Origin of the sequence: Pseudomonas sp. AP42, from assembly GCF_001728935.1 — a bacterium.
GTDB lineage: Bacteria > Pseudomonadota > Gammaproteobacteria > Pseudomonadales > Pseudomonadaceae > Aquipseudomonas > Aquipseudomonas lactis.
The window spans coordinates 1-15,178 of record NZ_LYSO01000047.1; the positions used below are offsets into that span (position 1 = coordinate 1).

Below are 15,178 nucleotides of genomic sequence, written 5' to 3' on the forward strand. Positions count from 1 at the left end.
AGATCAAGAGCGGCTCGCTTCGCATCGTGGTTAGCGTTGAATTAGTTCTGCGCGATGGGGAGTTCGATGCAGAATCTCGCGCCGGCCTCGCCGTTGGTAACGCTCAGGCGTCCGCCCATGTTTTCCACAATCCCATAGCTCACCGAGAGGCCCAGCCCGGTCCCCACGCCTATCGGTTTGGTGGTAAAGAACGGCTCGAAAATCCGCTCCAGCAGGCGCGGGTCTATCCCGCCGGCGTTGTCTTCGACCCAGATGCGTACATGGCGGCTGTCGTGCTCGCTGTGCAGGGCAATCCAGGGGCGCAGGGCAGGGTCTTTTTCTCGCTGGCTGAGCAGGGCGTCGCGGGCGTTGACCATCAGGTTGATCAGTACTTGTTCCAGTTGGTCGACATAGCCTTTGACCTGTACCGAGAAGTCGGTAGGGCTGATGCGCACGTCTACACCTTTGCCGCGCAGGCCTTCGCTGAGCAGGGAGAGGGTGCCCTCCAGTGCCTGCGCCGGGTCGAAGGGTTGCTGCTCGATTTCCGAGCGGCGGCCGAAGACGCGCATGTGGTCGACCACTCGTGCGGCGCGTTGTACCTGGGCGTCGATGCGTTGCAGTTTTTCCGTGAGGTAGTCGATTTGCGCGTCGCCATTGCCCAGGCGTTTGAGCACATTGGCGATGGCCATGCGCATCACGTTCAGCGGCTGGTTGATTTCATGGGCCAGGCCGGTGGCCATTTCGCCGAGGGTGGCCATTTTTGCGCTTTGGGTCAGTTGTTGCTGGGAGCGACGCACTTCGGTGTTGTCGCGGCCCACGGCTTGCACTTCGATCAGGGCGCCTTGTTCATCGAAGACGCCGCGGTCCGACCACACCCACCAGGCATGTTCGCGCCCCGGCAGTTGCAGGCTGATTTCCGCGGTGCTCACCGGGAATTCCGGGGTCAGTTGCTGGATGCGCTGCACAAAGGCGGCGCGTTGTTCATCCGACAGCCACTGGCCCAGGTTGATGCCTGGCAATTGCTCGGGTCGGCATTCCAGGTAATTGGCCAGCGGCGTGTTGCCGAAGGTGAGGATCAGGTCGGGGCGGTAGCGGCAGATCATCGCGGGCGAGTCTTCCACCAGGATGCGGTAGCGCTCCTCGCTCTGGCGCACCTGCTCGGCGGCCAGGGTCGCCTCGGTGACGTCCAGCCACAGGCCTACGGCTTCCACCGGCAGGCCGAGGTCGTCGCGCAACAGCTTGGCTTCATCGAGCAGCCAATGGTAGTTGCCTTGTATGTCGCGCAGGCGGTAGCGGCTGCGCACGTTGCCTTCGCGCAGCAGTTGGCGGGTGCGTTCGAAGTAGTGTTCACGGTCGTCGGGGTGGATCAGCGCTGCCAGGGTGTCCTGGTTGCAATCGGCCAAGGTCCAGCCCAGCAACGGCAACAGGCTGGCGCTGAAAAACGCCGGGTGCAGCGCGCCGTTGGCGTAGCGCTGCACGTAAATAACGGCCGGTGAGCTGGCGATCAGGTTGTCCAGGCGCGCATGGGCGGCGGCGGCTTGCAGTTGTTGGTTCTGGATGTCGCTGATGTCGAGCATGAAGCCGATCCAGCGTCGTTCATTGCCGGCGCCCAGCACTTGGCCCTGTATGCGGTACCACAGGGGCGACTGTTCCGCGTCGGTGCGTTGCAAGCGCACGCTGGTCAGCAGTGGCTTGCCCAGGGCTTGCAGGTCTTGCAGGCGGCTGTTGAGGGCCTGGCGGTCGGCGGGGTGGATGAGTTCGAGCCAGGTGCCGAGGGGTTGGCGGGTGGGGCCGTCGTCCAGGCTCAGGTTGCGCAGCAATTGTGGCGCCAGTTGGATTTCCTGGGTGACGGGCAACAGTTCCCACCAGCCAGTGCCGAGCAGGCCTTGCAGGGCTTCCACGCGTTCCAGTTGCTGGTGGTGACGCTGTTCGCGCAGGCGGCCCAGCAGCGGCGCGGCGAGTGCTGCGCACAGGTTCAGCCAGTCACGCTCGCCGGTGTGGTGTGCCTGGCCGTTGTAGAAACCACACAGCAGCCACGCGGCGGCACCATGGCTGTCGCGGTACGGCACCAGGAAACCGTCGGCATTGCCAAACACACTGCGCAGGCGCGGGTTGTCGCTGCGGCCCTGGGCAATGTCCAGGCTCAGTGGCGTGTTGCCGTTGATGCTGTCCAGGCTGGTGCCCAGATGCTGCCCGGTTTGCCACAAGGCTGGGGCGTCGTGGGCAGCGTATTGGCTGTAGATGCGCCAGCCCTGGTCATCTTCATCGAGCAGTGCGATGGCGACGCAGGGGATGCTCCAGCGCTGGGCCACGCTGCGCAGGTGTTCGCTGAACACGTGATGCAGGCGGCTGAAACTGCAAACGCGCAGCTGTTCGCTCATCAGGGCGGCGAGTTGGTGGTTCTGTTCGCGTTGCTGCACCCGTGCCCGGTCGGCAAGCAGGTCTGTGATGTCCAGCAGGTGCAGGGCCCAGGCGTCGCCCTCTGGCTCGAGCCAGCCGCGGGTATGCAGGACCTGGCCGGCGGCGCCCTGGAAGTCCAGATCCAGGCCGTGTCGTTGCCACTCCTGCGGCGTGCCCTCGACACTCAGCGCGCTGTCGGCACACAGCAAGGTCTGCAAGGGTGGGTTGGGCGCATTGGCAAGATGCTGGGCAAGCAAAGGCCTCAAGGCGCCCGTGATGCTCAGCACCCTGCCCAGGTTGTCCAGTTGCACTTGCAGGCCCGGCGCGGGCGTCGTTGGCGCGTCCAGAGCCAGGGCGCTGGTAAGCCCGCGCAGGCGTGCGAACAATTTATCCCCTGTCGTCAAAACTGAAGGCTCGAGGTGGCGGTGAGGTTGGTGGGCAGGTTGGGTACGGTACCCACCCCAGGCAACACCAGGGCCGGCAAGACCGCTTTGATATTGGCCGAGGGGTAGGTGATCTTCACCGTCAGCAAATTATTGGTGTAGGTGGCGGTGATATAGCCGGGCAAGAACTTCAATGAGCCGGGGATCCAGTTCAACTGGGCCTGGGCTGCATCCTTGGCGCGTTGCACAACCAGGGCCGAATAGCCGGCGGTGCTGGGGTCCAGGGACACACTGCGGCGTACCCCTTCGGCCGCGGCTTGATGAAATGACTGCATCAACAGCAGCGGCAAGCTGTAGCTGAGCATGCCGTAGAACACCGCAAAGAAAATCACGAAGACCAAGGCAAACTCGATCGCCGCAGCACCTTTTTGCTTTCTCGGGAGGCTCGATTTCATGACTGCGTCTACCCTGAGGCGAGTACTTGATATCAGCATAGAATCATTCAGCCAAAAGGGATGTTTTTTACGTGATCCAGACGCTAGTGATTGTGCTGTGGTTGGGCGTATGTGCCGTGCAGGATATTCGCCAGCGCCAGATTGCCAATACGTTGACCCTGGGCGTCGGGCTGCTGGCGTTGATTTACCTGCTGTGGGCGGGGTCGACGTGGCTGGGCGCGCCCCCCAGCGAGGGCGGCCTGGCCCTGGCTTTGGCGCTGGTGCTGACCTTGCCGGGCTATGCGTTGGGCCGCTTTGGCGCAGGGGATGTGAAGTTGCTCGCCGCCCTGGCGCTGGCCTCCAATATCGAGTACCTGCTCGGGGCGCTGATCGGTGCGGGCATCGCCATGGTGGCCTGGACACTTATGCATCAAGGGCTTAGCTCAAACCGCGTTGAACGGGCAGGGCCAGCGTCAACAAAACAGCCTTTTGCACCCTTCGTTTTGACAGGTTTTGCCGGCAGCTGGTTTTGGATCCATCAGTCGCACGAGTTGATTAATGCTATGTACATAGTCGGAAAGTACGTCTACGTTTAATGAGTAGCGGTGTAGGACTTTTCGTCAGAAAGGATAGGTCATCATTTGGCTTGCCAGGCATGGAGTAGCGCGTGAACAAGCTTACGTCTGCAGTAAAAGTGCTCGTTGTCGACGATCAACCCTTAATCGTGGAGGAGCTCTGTGAATTTCTTGAAAGCAGCGGGTACCGTTGTGTCCCGTGCGAGTCCAGTGAGCAAGCTGTCCAGCGTTTCAAGGAAGACCTTCAGATCGGTTTAGTGCTGTGTGACCTGCATATGCCGGACATGGACGGCATCGAGCTGGTGCAGGCGCTGCAACGGATCGCCGGTAAACATCGTGCGTTCGAAGCGATCATGCTCACCGGGCGCGCCGACAAGCAGGATGTGATCAAGGCCCTGCGTGCGGGTATCGCCGATTACTACCAGAAGCCGATCAACCTCGATGAATTGCTCGAAGGCCTCAAGCGCCAGGAAGCGGCCTTGGAGGAACGACAAAAAGACCTGCAACTGGGCACGCTCAACCAGAAGTTGCAGTACCTGTCCGAATCCATCAACGACTTGTATATGGACTTGGACAAGGTGCGCCGCAACCCGACGCCCCAGGACCATGACGGGGACTCATCGGCCGATGACGCCGGGCCGGTGGAGATCCCGGCGATCTTCAATCAACTGTCACCGCGCCAGTTGGACGTGGCACGCCTGGTGGGCAAGGGCCAGACCAACTACCAGATTGCCTGTGAGCTGGGGATTACCGAGAACACGGTCAAGCTGTATGTGTCCCAGGTATTGCGCCTGACCCATATGCATAACCGCACGCAGTTGGCGCTGGCGTTGTCACCGAACAACTCGGCGATGGGCCAGCGGGTCACGGCGCACTAGTACCGCCCTACTGTAGGAGCGAGCTTGCTCGCGAAAAACACCTAGACAACGCGGTTACCCAGGATGCACGCGTTATCGTTGACGTTTTTCGCGAGCAAGCTCGCTCCTACAGTGGTTATTTGCTGCCCTGCGCAGTGCCGCCTACTTTCTGATCAAAGAACTCCGGGATCGGGTGCTTGTTGCTGTCCAGCCAACGCTTGAGCGCCTGCTCGCGTTCTGCCGGCGTGGTTTTTTGCGGGTTGGCCGAGGCTGCGCGACCGCTCAGTTGCAGCGCCATCCAGTTTTCCGTTTCTGCCTGCCGGGGTGAAGACGGCCCCGCTTCGATGGCCGAAGCGAGAAGGGGCAGGGCCAGGCAGGCAAGGCCGGCGAGGTAATGGAATTTCATCATCGACTCCTTATTTCACAGAGGCCGGCAGCGTGTCGCTGACCACCGCTACCTGATCTTTGACTGGACGCTGCGGTGCCGTGCCAGCCTCCTTGAGGTGTTGCGCCCGCGCCTGGGCCCGGGTCACCTGCTCGGGGCTCAAGCCGAGTTGGCCGACCACTTTCGCGGCTTGCTCCCAGTTGTCTTGGTAGATCAGTAACGTCACCAGGTTGACCGCCGCCAGTTGATCGCTCTGCTTGAGCTCGATGGCGGTCATGAATTCAAAGCGTGCGTCTTCCAGGCGCCGTTGGTCGAGGTAGACCACGCCCAGGTCATTGCGGATTTTTTCGTCGGTGGGCGCCAGCCTTGCCGCGCGTTGCAGGTGGGCCATGGCCTGGCCGTTGTCGCCCTTGGCCGATGCCAGTTGCCCCAGGCCGTGCTCACCGTCGGCGGCCAGGCAAGTGCCCAGCAGGCTGCGGTACAACGGCTCGGCGTCAGGGCGGCCCAGCAAGCGATAGGCACGGGCCTGGCGTTGACGAACCTGGGGCAGGGCGCTGGGCAGGTTTTGCAGGTTGGCGAGGCTGGCGTGCAGTTTGCCTTCGTTGGCCATGTCATCGGCCAGGTTCAGCGACAGCTCCTGGTCGGAGCTGGGCTTGGGGCAACTGCCCGGTGCCAGCAACCCGGCCCACGGAACCTGGCCATTGCTGGCACAGCCGCCCAGCATCAGCAGGCTCAAGGCGACGATCAGTGGTTTCATGGCAGGCTCCTCAAAAGTTATTCAAGGCTCGGGAAATGGCGATCATCGCCGGCCCCCCAAGCACGATCAGCAAGGCGGGAAACAGGAACACCATCATCACCACGGACATCTTCGCGGACATCTTCGAGATGTATTCCTGCAGACGGGTCAGGCGGCGGTCGTCGAGCAACTGCTTGAGGGCCAGCAAGGATTTCATCGCGCCGCCGCCCTGGTGGATCAACTGCTGAAGAATGATGCAGGTGTCGGTGAACTCATCCACGGCCAGCAGGCGTGCGGTCTTGCCCAACTCTTCGGACAGCTCCAGGCCAGAGTCGACCCTTACCAGGATCAGGCGCAGTTCATGGGTCAGGTCTGGCAGCAAGCGCTGGGCTTCGGTGCTCAACACCCGCAGCGATTGCTCAACCGCCATGCCGGATTCGAACAGGATGCGCAGCAACGGAATGAAGGTGGAAATTTCCCGCGCGATGCGCTCCTGGCGGTATTTCGCGCTGAGGGCCAGGATGCGCTTGGGCAGCAGGTAACCGATGCCCAGGGCAATCGCCGGGGCAATCCAGGGCGAGCCAGCATGGGGAAACAGCAGTTGCTGGCCGAGCAGGGTCGAGCCCAGCAGCACGACGGGCACGCCGATCTGGAAAGCGGCAAACATGGAGCGCTGGTTGGCTTTGCGCCAGCCGACGCGGTTGAGCAGGATCTGGGTTTCGTTGTCCAGGCTGACCGAGCGCTGGGCCACGGCGCTGGCGCCCAGTTGGCGCATCAGGCTGCCGAGTTTGTCCTCGCGGGTCAGTTGGCCTTGCAGGCGTTGGCTGACCAGGCGTTGACGGCGCCGTTGCTCCAGCAGGTTGCCGACGATCAAGGCGACGGCGGCGAGCGACAACAGGATGCAGATCAGGATGGCCATCTCAGATACTCCGCAACATGCGCCACATGACGAAGGTGCCCGTGATGTCGAGCGCCGCCGCGGCCAGCAGCAGGTAGCGCCCGGTACCGTCGTTCCACATGCTCATCAGGTAGCCCGGGTTGACCATCAAAAAGTAGCCGACCATGGCGATGGGCAAGCCCGCCAGCACATACGCGGTCATGCGCGTTTCGCCGGTCATGGCCTTGAGTTGGCGGGCGCCCTGTTCACGCTCGCGAATCATCTTGATCAGGTTTTCCAGCAGCTCGCTGGCGTTGCCGCCGTAGCGGTGGTTGACCTTCAAACCCAGGGCAAACAGGCGGAACTCATCGCGTTCATAGAACTCGGCAAAGTCACTGACGGATTCGGGCAGGCTTACGCCCATCTGCACGTTACGCTGGATGCGGCTCATGGCCTGTTTGAGCGGCGCTTCGGTGCTGTCGATCGCGCCCAGCACGGCGTCCGCCAGGGTGCGCCCGGACTTGAGGCTGCGCACGCTGTGGTCCAGCAGTTGCGGTAATTGTTCGATCATGCGCTGCACCCGCCGTTGGTAGCGCCAGGCGATATACACCCGCAGCAGCAACGGCGGCATGGTCAGCATCACCAACAGGCCCAGCCCGCCGGCCAGCAGGTAACCCAGCAACATGCCCACCGCCCAGCCACTCAACCACAACCCCAGGCGGTCGGTGGGCTTGCCCAGGCCGGCGCGCTGGAACATGCGCTCCAGCGCGACCCAGCTGCCGTTCGGCTCCTGGGGCACCGGCTGGCCATCGGAGAGCCGCTCCAGCACCCGGTCGGTGCCGGCCTGGCGCAGCCCGCGCTGGAACAGCCAGACGGACAGGCTGATCAGCAGGACGCAAATGAGCAGCAAGACAAGTCCGGTCATGAGGCCTCTCTACAACGGCAATGCCGATTCGCGCCGCAGCTTGTCGCCGGCCGGGTTGAGCGCTTCGCGCAGGAAGCCGAAACCGGTACGGCGGTCGAGGCGGAACAGGGTGTTGGTGACATACACGTCGTCGCGCACGCCCACCACTTCCACCACCTCGCTGACGCAACGGCGCCCATCGGGCAGGCGCGTCAGTTGAACCACCACATCCAGTGCGGCGCAGATCATCTGCCGCAGGGTTTTCTCCGCTACCACACGGCCGGTCAGGCCTACCAGGGTTTCCAGGCGCAACAGCGCGTCCTGGGCATTGTTGGCGTGCACGGTGCTCATGGATCCGTCATGGCCGGTGTTCATGGCCGTCATCACGTCGAGCACTTCGACGCCACGGATCTCGCCAAGGATGATGCGGTCCGGGCGCATCCGCAGGGCGTTGCGGATCAGGTCGCTGGCCTTGACCTCGCCATGCCCTTCGGCATTGGGCGGGCGGGTTTCCAGGCGCACCACATGGGGGTGGCCCAGTTGCAGCTCGGCCACGTCTTCGATGGTGACCAGGCGTTCGTGGGGGTTGATCAATTGGCTGAGGATATTGAGCAGCGTGGTCTTGCCGGTGCCGGTGCCGCCACTGATGAGGATATTGCAGCGCTTGCCCACCGCCTCCTGGAAGAACTCGAAGATGTTGTGGTCGATGGTTTGCATCGCCACCAGGTCGCTGCTCTTGAGCATGTCCTTGCGAAACTTACGGATCGACAGGCACGGGCCGTCCAGGGCAATCGGCGGGATGATCGCATTGACCCGGCTGCCATCGGGCAAGCGCGCATCGACCATCGGCGACGACTCATCCAGGCGCCTTCCGAGGGGCGCGAGAATGCGCTGCATCACGCGTTCTACATGGTGCGCATCGATAAAACGCAGGTCGCTCTGGTGGAGCACCCCGTCACGCTCGATAAACACCCGGTGCGGGCCGTTGACCAGAATCTCGGTGATCGACACATCGCGCAGCAGCACTTCCAGCGGGCCGAAGCCGGTCAGCTCATCGACGATTTCCTCAGCCAGGCGCTCCATCTCATAACGCGAGATCGCCAGGTGCATGCGCGTGATGTATTCGGCCACTTTGTCGATGACAAATTGCGCCAGGGATTGGCGCGAGCCTTCCAGCAGGTTCTGGCCCGACTCTTCGATGGCATCGATGATGTAGCGATGCAGCACCAGTTTCAGGCCGTCGTGGTCGTTGTGCGCGGCTGCCCCACGGGCCGGGGCGCCGAAGAGTTTTTCGCTGTTCATCGACTCGTCCCCAGCAGGCGTTCGAACCAGCGTGTCGAAGGTTTATCCAAGCCTTCGGTGCGTTTGGCCAGGCGCTCGCCCAGGTGGCGCAGGGCTTGGGTCAAGGCTTCGCGTGGGGCCAGGGTGAACAGGCTTTGCCCCTGGTTCTTGGCGTTCAGGCGCACTTCTGGGCTCAGGGGCAGCACGGCGATGCACTCCAGGCCGAAGCTTTTTTCCAGGGCTTCGGTGTCGGGGGCACAGCCTTTGATGTAGCGATCGACGAGCAGCTTGGCATGGTCGAGCTTCATGCCTTTTTCGCGCCACAGGTTCAGCACCGCCAGGTTACGCCGACAGTCGAGCACGCCCTGGTCGGTGCACCACAGCAACTTGTCGCAGTGGCTGACAAAGGTGCGCAGGGCTTCGCTGTCGGCTTGCCCGGTGAGGTTGACCACGATGTGCTGGAAGTGCTGGCGCAAGGCGCTGAGCAACATGTACAGCTCGGCGGCGCTGGTCATTTCCAGGGGCTCATCGCTGGCGGCGTAGGCGAGGATGCGCAGGCCATCGTCGGTGCTGGTGAACGCGCTGTTGATCAGGGTGGCGTCCAGGCGGCGCAGGTGGCGCAAGGCGTCGCCGAAATTGAAGGTGCTGTCCAGGCCCAGCAGCGCCAGGCTGTCACCCTTGGGCAGGCCGAGGTCGAGCATCAGCGTCTGCTGGCCACTCTTTTGCACCACCATTGCCAGGTGGCTCGCCAGCAGGGCGCCATCGGTATTGCCCTGGGCACCGTAGAGCACGGTGAGGCCGCCGAGATGAGCGTTTGGTGCGGTGGGTGGCAAGCGCTTGCTCAAGCGCCGTACCAGCCCGGCCACTTCGCTGGAGCGCGAGCCATAGGCGACAAAATCCCGGGCGCCGGCACGCATGGCGTTGAGTACCAACTGGTTATCCATGCCGTCGCCCAAGGCCACCACCGCCAACATCGGCTTGGCTTCCAGGGCGCCTTCGATCAAGGCGCTCTGGGCCACCAGGTGTTCACGGTCCAGACCCACGAACACCAAGTTGGCGAAGGTCACGTCCACCAGTGCCAGCAATTCATCCAGGCTGCCGCCGCCCACGCTGATCACTTGGCCAAGGGGCGCCAGCGCGCCCTGGAGCCATTCCAGGTCGGTGCTGTTGCGGGTGATTGCCAGGAAGGTCTGGCTCAGGCTATCGCTCATTGGGAAAGTCCACTGCGACGGTCGAAGTTGCCGTTTTCCAGGAAGAACAGGCGGAACCAATTCGGGTCGTAGGTGCGCAGTTTTTCGCCGGGCAGCGACGGCAACTGCGCATTGGCGGCCAGTGGCTGCACCAGATGCGGCGTGACAATCATCAGCAGTTCTTTTTCTTCACTGTTGATATTGGAGTCGCGGAAGAAAGCACCAATGATCGGGATGTCGCCCAGGCCCGGCAGCTTGGCGATGGTGGAGCGGTTGGTGCTGCTGATCAGGCCGCTGATCACGAAGCTTTCGCCGTCGGCTAACGACACGCTGGTGTCGGTGCGCCGGACGGTGAGGGCGGGTACCTGGATGCCCTGGATCCGGATCGCGTTGTTGTAATCGAGCTCGCTGACTTCCGGGGCGACTTTCAAGGCGATGCGGTTGTGGTCGATGACCGTGGGCGTGAGGGTCAGGCGAATGCCGAATTCCTTGTACTCGATGGTGATGGTATCGCTGCCGGCACTGGGCACCGGAATCGGCACTTCGCCGCCGGCCAGGAAGGTCGCGCTCTGGCCGCTCATGGCCACCAGGCTCGGGCGTGCCAGGGTGTAGGCAAAGCCGCTGCTTTCCAGGGCGTTGATCAGTGCCTTGACTCGGCCACCGCCAAACCCGATGTTGAAGTTTTCGGCGCTCACCGGCAATTTGAAGATGCCCTCTGAAGGGGACAGCAAGCTCGGGCTGCCGAGGAAAAAGTTGTTGCCCATGCCGAGGATCTTGGTGCTGGCCTCCTTGAGCTTGGTGCGGCTGACTTCGACGAAGCGGATATCGGTCTGCACCTGGCTGGGCAGCGTCGGGTCTTCGGAGGGCGACAGCGATTGGCTGGTCAGCGCCGAGGTGGCCTTGCCCTTGACGAACACCATGCTCTGGCGCGGCGTGGTCGAGCAGCCGGTCCACACCATCAGGCTGGTGGCCCCGCTGCCGACGCCGGTGAGCAGGAAGTGGCGGTCGCCGTTGACCCGCACGTCGGCGATTTTCGGGTCGCCGATGGCCAGGCGCGTAATCGCTACCGGCGATTGCAGCTCGGTTTGCAAGCCTTCGCCCACCTCGATCACGGCGGGCAACTGGCCCAGGGCGTTGCAGCTGCCCGATGCGCCCATCGCCATGCCCAGGGGCAGGCACGGCAGCATCAAGGCCAAGGCCAATTGAGCGTAGCGTTGGCTCATTCAAGGCATCCTTGTTCAATCAGGGGGTAGGTTGTGCTGCCGCTGCGCCGCGAATCACTTCGACGCCCCGACGTTGGCCGGTGTCGGCCACCGCGGGGGTGATTTTTTTCGGCGGGCCGCTGAGGGCCAATTGGGTGAATTGGTAGAGATCGCGGTTGGCGCTTTGCACCTTGTCTGGCGTGTCGCTTTCGCCGGCCCAGTAGCGGCTGAGCAGTTGTTCGTCGGCACTGCGCACGGCCAGGCGCAGCGTGCCGGCTTGGGAGGCGAGCATCAGCCGGCTCAGCAAGGGTTCGGGCACCGCCAGCACCACACTGCGCGCGGCGGTGCGGCGTTGGGCGGCCTGGGCGCGTTCTTCGGCGGTGGCGGGTGGCGGCACCGCCGGGGTGCCGTCGTTGGCCAAGCCCAACTGATCACCGACGCTGAGCAGGCGAATCGCCGGGATGACCACCTGCGCCGACTGCTCGGCATTGGCATTGTCCTGGCGCAAGAACAGCAAGACATCCACGTAATCGCCGGGGCTCAACTGGCCACCGGCACCGATGACCTCATCGACGGCGACGGCCAGCGCTCGTTCGTTTGTACGAATCATGCGGGCCAGGGGGCCGCCGGCGGTGAAGCTCTCATCATTGAGCCAGGTGCCGGCACCCAGGGCCCGCAAGGGCGTGCGGCCGATGGCCTGGTCAACGCTGGTCAGGCTGCCAGCCGGCACGGTGCGCAGTTTTTCCACGGCGACATCGGCAGCCGTGAGGGGTACAAAAGGCGCAACCGCATGCACCAGCACCACGACCGGCTGGCGGGTTTGGTCTTCCACGACGGCAACGGTTTTTTCAACGGAAATGACAGGTGCTGGCGAGGGCGCTACGGAGGGTGCCGGTGGACGACTCAGCACCAGGCCCCAATACCCTGCAACCAGGGCTCCGATAAGCAGCAAGCCAGCCAGGACCATGCTGATACGACTGTTCATGACGGCGCTCCCTATCCTGTTGCACTGCTTTTATTCCCGTTAATCCAAACGAGTTAAATTCGCAACTGGGCTGTGATGAACAACTAACGATTTGGCTATTTGAAGGTAGCCCAGCTAGGACAAATTGCCATTACTGAATGAAAAATTTATCTGCGCGGTTAAAGCGGGGGCTGTAAATAACGGATTTGTGGGGCTGGCGCGGCGACTAATACTTTGTGATTAATTCGTTCTTACAGTTGTGAGTGTTAAATTTGTTGACAATGCTCTAGTGGCACACGGCAATCATTGTGCGGGCCAGCTGTATCGGCGCTTTGTGGCGCATGAAGGAGATCTCCTATGATCCTTGACCTGTTCTTGAAATTTTACATTCACGCTCAGTTATTCCTGCGCCGTAGAGACGGGGCGTCGGCCATTGAATATGTGATTATTGTGGCGATAGTTGCGTTGGTAATAGTGGGTGTTGGCACTGGGCTTGGCGAAAAAATCAAGGGCGTTTTAGATAAGGTAGTCGTTGCATTAACGCCAGCGGCCTAACCGTCGATGCTTTCGGTTGTTATCTTGGTGGTCTTATTTATCAGGTACTGCCCATGAGCACCCTTTCGTCATCCCGCCAAAAAATCCTATTGGTGGATGACGAGGAGGATGCGCTGGTCGAGTTGGCCGAATCCCTCGAAAACGAGGGGTTCGTCTGTTTCACCGCGAACTCCGTCACCTTCGCCCTGCAAGAATTGACACTTCACCCTGATATCGCCCTGGTCATCACCGATCTGCGCATGCCTGAGGAAAGTGGTATCTCCTTGATCAAGCGTCTGCGCGAACACACCTCACGTTCGCAGTTGCCTGTGATCGTGATGTCGGGTCATGCAGAAATGGATGATGTCAGCGATATGCTGCGCTTGCAGGTGCTGGATCTGTTTCGCAAACCTATCTACCTGGTGCGCTTGCTCGATACCCTCAACAACCTGTTTCCCCTCTCTACACCTGGTCGGTAACGGACCGGCACCGCTTATTAAATGTGGGAGCTGGCTTGCCTGCGATAGCGGTGGTTCAGTTAAAGATTCATTGACTGATACACCGCCTTCGCGAGCAAGCCCGCTCCCACATAAGCTCCCTCGCCACAGCTTCACAGTTGATAACTGAAACTCAGCGTATACCGCGGCCTGCGGTTGAAGCTGTCCAGGGCGATATCCGACATTGGTTTGGCCGCCTCCAGCGCGATGTTGTAGTACTTCTTGTCGCCAAAGCGTAGACCCACCGCCGCCGAGGACATGTCGTTGGCCTTGACTGGCAGGTCGTTGAACCAGGATTTGGCGCGGTCGACTACTACGTAGGGTTGCAGAATCTTCACCCAGTTGCCGGTGCGGTTGAAGCTGTAGTTGACCTCGTACGCCACCCCCCAGCCCTTGTCGCCCGAGCCTTGGTCGTCAGGGTAGCCACGGCCGAAATTCTGCCCGCCGAAGGTCACGCGTTCGCTGTCGGGCAGGGTGTTGTCGCTCCAGTACAGCGCACCGGAGAGCACGCCTTGCCAGTTGTCGAAGAACTTGTCGCTTTGCACGCCGGAAAGGCGCAGGCGGAAGAAGTCGAGGTCGGGCTTGGCCACGCCCAGGTCACTGCGAGCCTTGGCGCCCAGACCGTCAATGCCCTGGTACAGGCCAGCACTGATGATGCGCAGGCGTTGCGCGTCGGCCTTGCGCCAATCGCCTTCGAAGGCCAGGGCACGCAGGTTGGATTCGATGTCGAAGCTCAGCGGGAAACCCACCAGTTTGTAGCGCGTGGTCTGGTCGACCGCGTACAGGCGCGTGCCCAGGGTAAGTGACTCGGTAGGGGAGGCAATGAACGGATGGCTCAGGCCAATGGAGTAGCGGTCGATGGACTGGTGCGGCTTGAGTTCAAAGCCGCCGTCCAGTTGCACGCTGCTGTTGGGGTCGGCGCGATAGCGTTCGGCGGCGAGCGCCAGTTGGGTGCCCTCGGCGTTGATGAACTGGTTGTAGTCCACGCGGTAGTAATGCTCTTTGTCCTCGCCGGGTGGGAACAGGCCGCTCACGCTGAGCTGCTCGCCCATGGCCGTCTGGGAATTGCTGGTGGCGCTCAGCAGCGCTTGCGTGCCGCCACGGCTTTTCTGCACCAGGCTCATGCTGGTGGTGAAAGGTTTGCGGCTGGCCTGGATCTGCATATGCGTGGCGCCATCGGTGGTGCCCGGTGGTGGTACTTGCGCCTGTACGCTGAGGCCGGGGATGCGGCTCATCAGCGTGGTGTAGCGCTCGAACGTCTTGCGGGTCAGCGGGCGCTCAGCCAGGAGCTTTTGCGCGAGCTTATCGACATAGGCCGACACCGAACCGATGTCGCCGGTTTGTTGATAGTCCTTGATATAGCCCTCCACCAATACCACGCGAACCAGGCCGTTTTCGAAGTTCTGTTGCGGCAGGAACGCGTAGGACAGCAGGTAGCCATCCTCCTGATAGCGGCGGGTGATGCCACGGGTCGCTTCGATCAGTTGCGCAAGGTTGGTTTCCCGTCCAATCAACGGCGCATATACCTGTGCCGTCTCGGCGAGCGGGTAGACCGTTCCGCCTTCGATCTGCAACTTGCGAATGGTGACCTTGGTGTCCATCAACAGCGGTTGGCCGGCAGTCGGCGGCGCCTCGGGTACCTGGGTTTTCGACGTGGGCGGTCGATAGGCGTCGGCGGGCAGGTTGGGCACCGGCAGGGTGCGGACAGTGTCGTTGCTGTTAAGAAAGCTGGGAAGGGTCTCGGCCTGGGCGTAGGCACTGAGGGTGAGCAATAACAACGGCGTCAACACGCGCATAGGACACTCCATGGTCAACTGCAGCAGCGCTTCGGGCCCGCCGAGTTCTGGGACTCGGTTCGGGAGGGTGGCGAGTGATAAAGCGTGTCGCCGCCCATAAAAAAGACGAGAGACTTATTAAAGGTCTCTCGTCTCAACCAAGCGTAGGCGCTGTAGGGGAGGCCGTCTAATCGGCCAGGTGCAT

15 protein-coding genes are annotated in these 15,178 nt (G+C 62.0%); 4 read left to right on the forward strand and 11 right to left on the reverse strand.

The window, feature by feature from the left end; genetic code table 11:
* Positions 1-41: 41 nt before the first annotated feature.
* Both A7K61_RS17450 and A7K61_RS17455 read right to left on the reverse strand, forming a co-directional pair.
* Positions 42-2,783, reverse strand: coding sequence for a PAS domain-containing sensor histidine kinase (locus tag A7K61_RS17450; RefSeq protein WP_069558023.1), 2,742 nt, complete (start codon positions 2,781-2,783; stop codon positions 42-44).
* Complete coding sequence (locus tag A7K61_RS17455; protein WP_003188217.1) at positions 2,780-3,217, reverse strand: TadE/TadG family type IV pilus assembly protein; 438 nt, start codon at positions 3,215-3,217, stop codon at positions 2,780-2,782. The genes A7K61_RS17450 and A7K61_RS17455 overlap by 4 nt, the downstream gene beginning before the upstream one ends.
* A 71-nt stretch (positions 3,218-3,288) precedes the next feature.
* Here A7K61_RS17455 and A7K61_RS17460 point away from each other — a divergent pair, with 71 nt between their 5' ends.
* Both A7K61_RS17460 and A7K61_RS17465 read left to right on the forward strand, forming a co-directional pair.
* Positions 3,289-3,792 carry an A24 family peptidase gene (locus A7K61_RS17460; RefSeq protein ID WP_047712479.1) on the forward strand — a complete coding sequence of 168 codons (504 nt, stop codon included), beginning with the start codon at positions 3,289-3,291 and terminating at the stop codon, positions 3,790-3,792.
* A gap of 71 nt (positions 3,793-3,863) precedes the next feature.
* On the forward strand, positions 3,864-4,649 hold the full coding sequence (locus A7K61_RS17465; RefSeq protein ID WP_047712480.1) for a response regulator transcription factor: 786 nt from the start codon (positions 3,864-3,866) through the stop codon (positions 4,647-4,649).
* A gap of 115 nt (positions 4,650-4,764) precedes the next feature.
* Here A7K61_RS17465 and A7K61_RS17470 read toward each other — a convergent pair whose 3' ends face one another.
* From A7K61_RS17470 to cpaB, 8 genes are read right to left on the reverse strand one after another with little or no spacing between them, the layout of a single operon-like run.
* Entirely contained in the window at positions 4,765-5,034 is a 270-nt protein-coding gene (locus A7K61_RS17470) for a DUF3613 domain-containing protein (RefSeq protein WP_047712481.1), read from the reverse strand.
* 10 nt (positions 5,035-5,044) lie between these two features.
* Positions 5,045-5,770 carry a tetratricopeptide repeat protein gene (locus tag A7K61_RS17475; protein ID WP_069558024.1) on the reverse strand — a complete coding sequence of 242 codons (726 nt, stop codon included), beginning with the start codon at positions 5,768-5,770 and terminating at the stop codon, positions 5,045-5,047.
* 10 nt (positions 5,771-5,780) lie between these two features.
* Positions 5,781-6,668, reverse strand: coding sequence for a type II secretion system F family protein (locus tag A7K61_RS17480; protein ID WP_069558025.1), 888 nt, complete (start codon positions 6,666-6,668; stop codon positions 5,781-5,783).
* Between the two features lies 1 nt (position 6,669).
* Entirely contained in the window at positions 6,670-7,551 is an 882-nt protein-coding gene (locus tag A7K61_RS17485; RefSeq protein WP_044271143.1) for a type II secretion system F family protein, read from the reverse strand.
* A gap of 9 nt (positions 7,552-7,560) precedes the next feature.
* Positions 7,561-8,832 carry a CpaF family protein gene (locus A7K61_RS17490; protein ID WP_044271145.1) on the reverse strand — a complete coding sequence of 424 codons (1,272 nt, stop codon included), beginning with the start codon at positions 8,830-8,832 and terminating at the stop codon, positions 7,561-7,563.
* Complete coding sequence (locus tag A7K61_RS17495; RefSeq protein WP_003188228.1) at positions 8,829-10,022, reverse strand: Flp pilus assembly protein TadZ; 1,194 nt, start codon at positions 10,020-10,022, stop codon at positions 8,829-8,831. Before A7K61_RS17495 ends, A7K61_RS17490 begins: the two co-directional genes overlap by 4 nt.
* Positions 10,019-11,224, reverse strand: a complete 1,206-nt coding sequence (locus A7K61_RS17500) for a type II and III secretion system protein family protein (protein WP_044271148.1) — start codon at positions 11,222-11,224, stop codon at positions 10,019-10,021. Before A7K61_RS17500 ends, A7K61_RS17495 begins: the two co-directional genes overlap by 4 nt.
* 19 nt (positions 11,225-11,243) lie before the next feature.
* Complete coding sequence (gene cpaB, locus A7K61_RS17505; protein WP_044271150.1) at positions 11,244-12,188, reverse strand: Flp pilus assembly protein CpaB; 945 nt, start codon at positions 12,186-12,188, stop codon at positions 11,244-11,246.
* A gap of 336 nt (positions 12,189-12,524) precedes the next feature.
* Between cpaB and A7K61_RS17510 the strand changes: the two genes are divergently transcribed.
* Both A7K61_RS17510 and A7K61_RS17515 read left to right on the forward strand, forming a co-directional pair.
* Positions 12,525-12,722, forward strand: a complete 198-nt coding sequence (locus A7K61_RS17510; protein ID WP_019818340.1) for a Flp family type IVb pilin — start codon at positions 12,525-12,527, stop codon at positions 12,720-12,722.
* A gap of 53 nt (positions 12,723-12,775) precedes the next feature.
* Complete coding sequence (locus A7K61_RS17515; RefSeq protein WP_069558026.1) at positions 12,776-13,180, forward strand: response regulator; 405 nt, start codon at positions 12,776-12,778, stop codon at positions 13,178-13,180.
* Between the two features lie 131 nt (positions 13,181-13,311).
* Here A7K61_RS17515 and A7K61_RS17520 read toward each other — a convergent pair whose 3' ends face one another.
* On the reverse strand, positions 13,312-14,994 hold the full coding sequence (locus A7K61_RS17520; protein WP_069558027.1) for a ShlB/FhaC/HecB family hemolysin secretion/activation protein: 1,683 nt from the start codon (positions 14,992-14,994) through the stop codon (positions 13,312-13,314).
* Positions 14,995-15,178 lie beyond the last annotated feature (184 nt).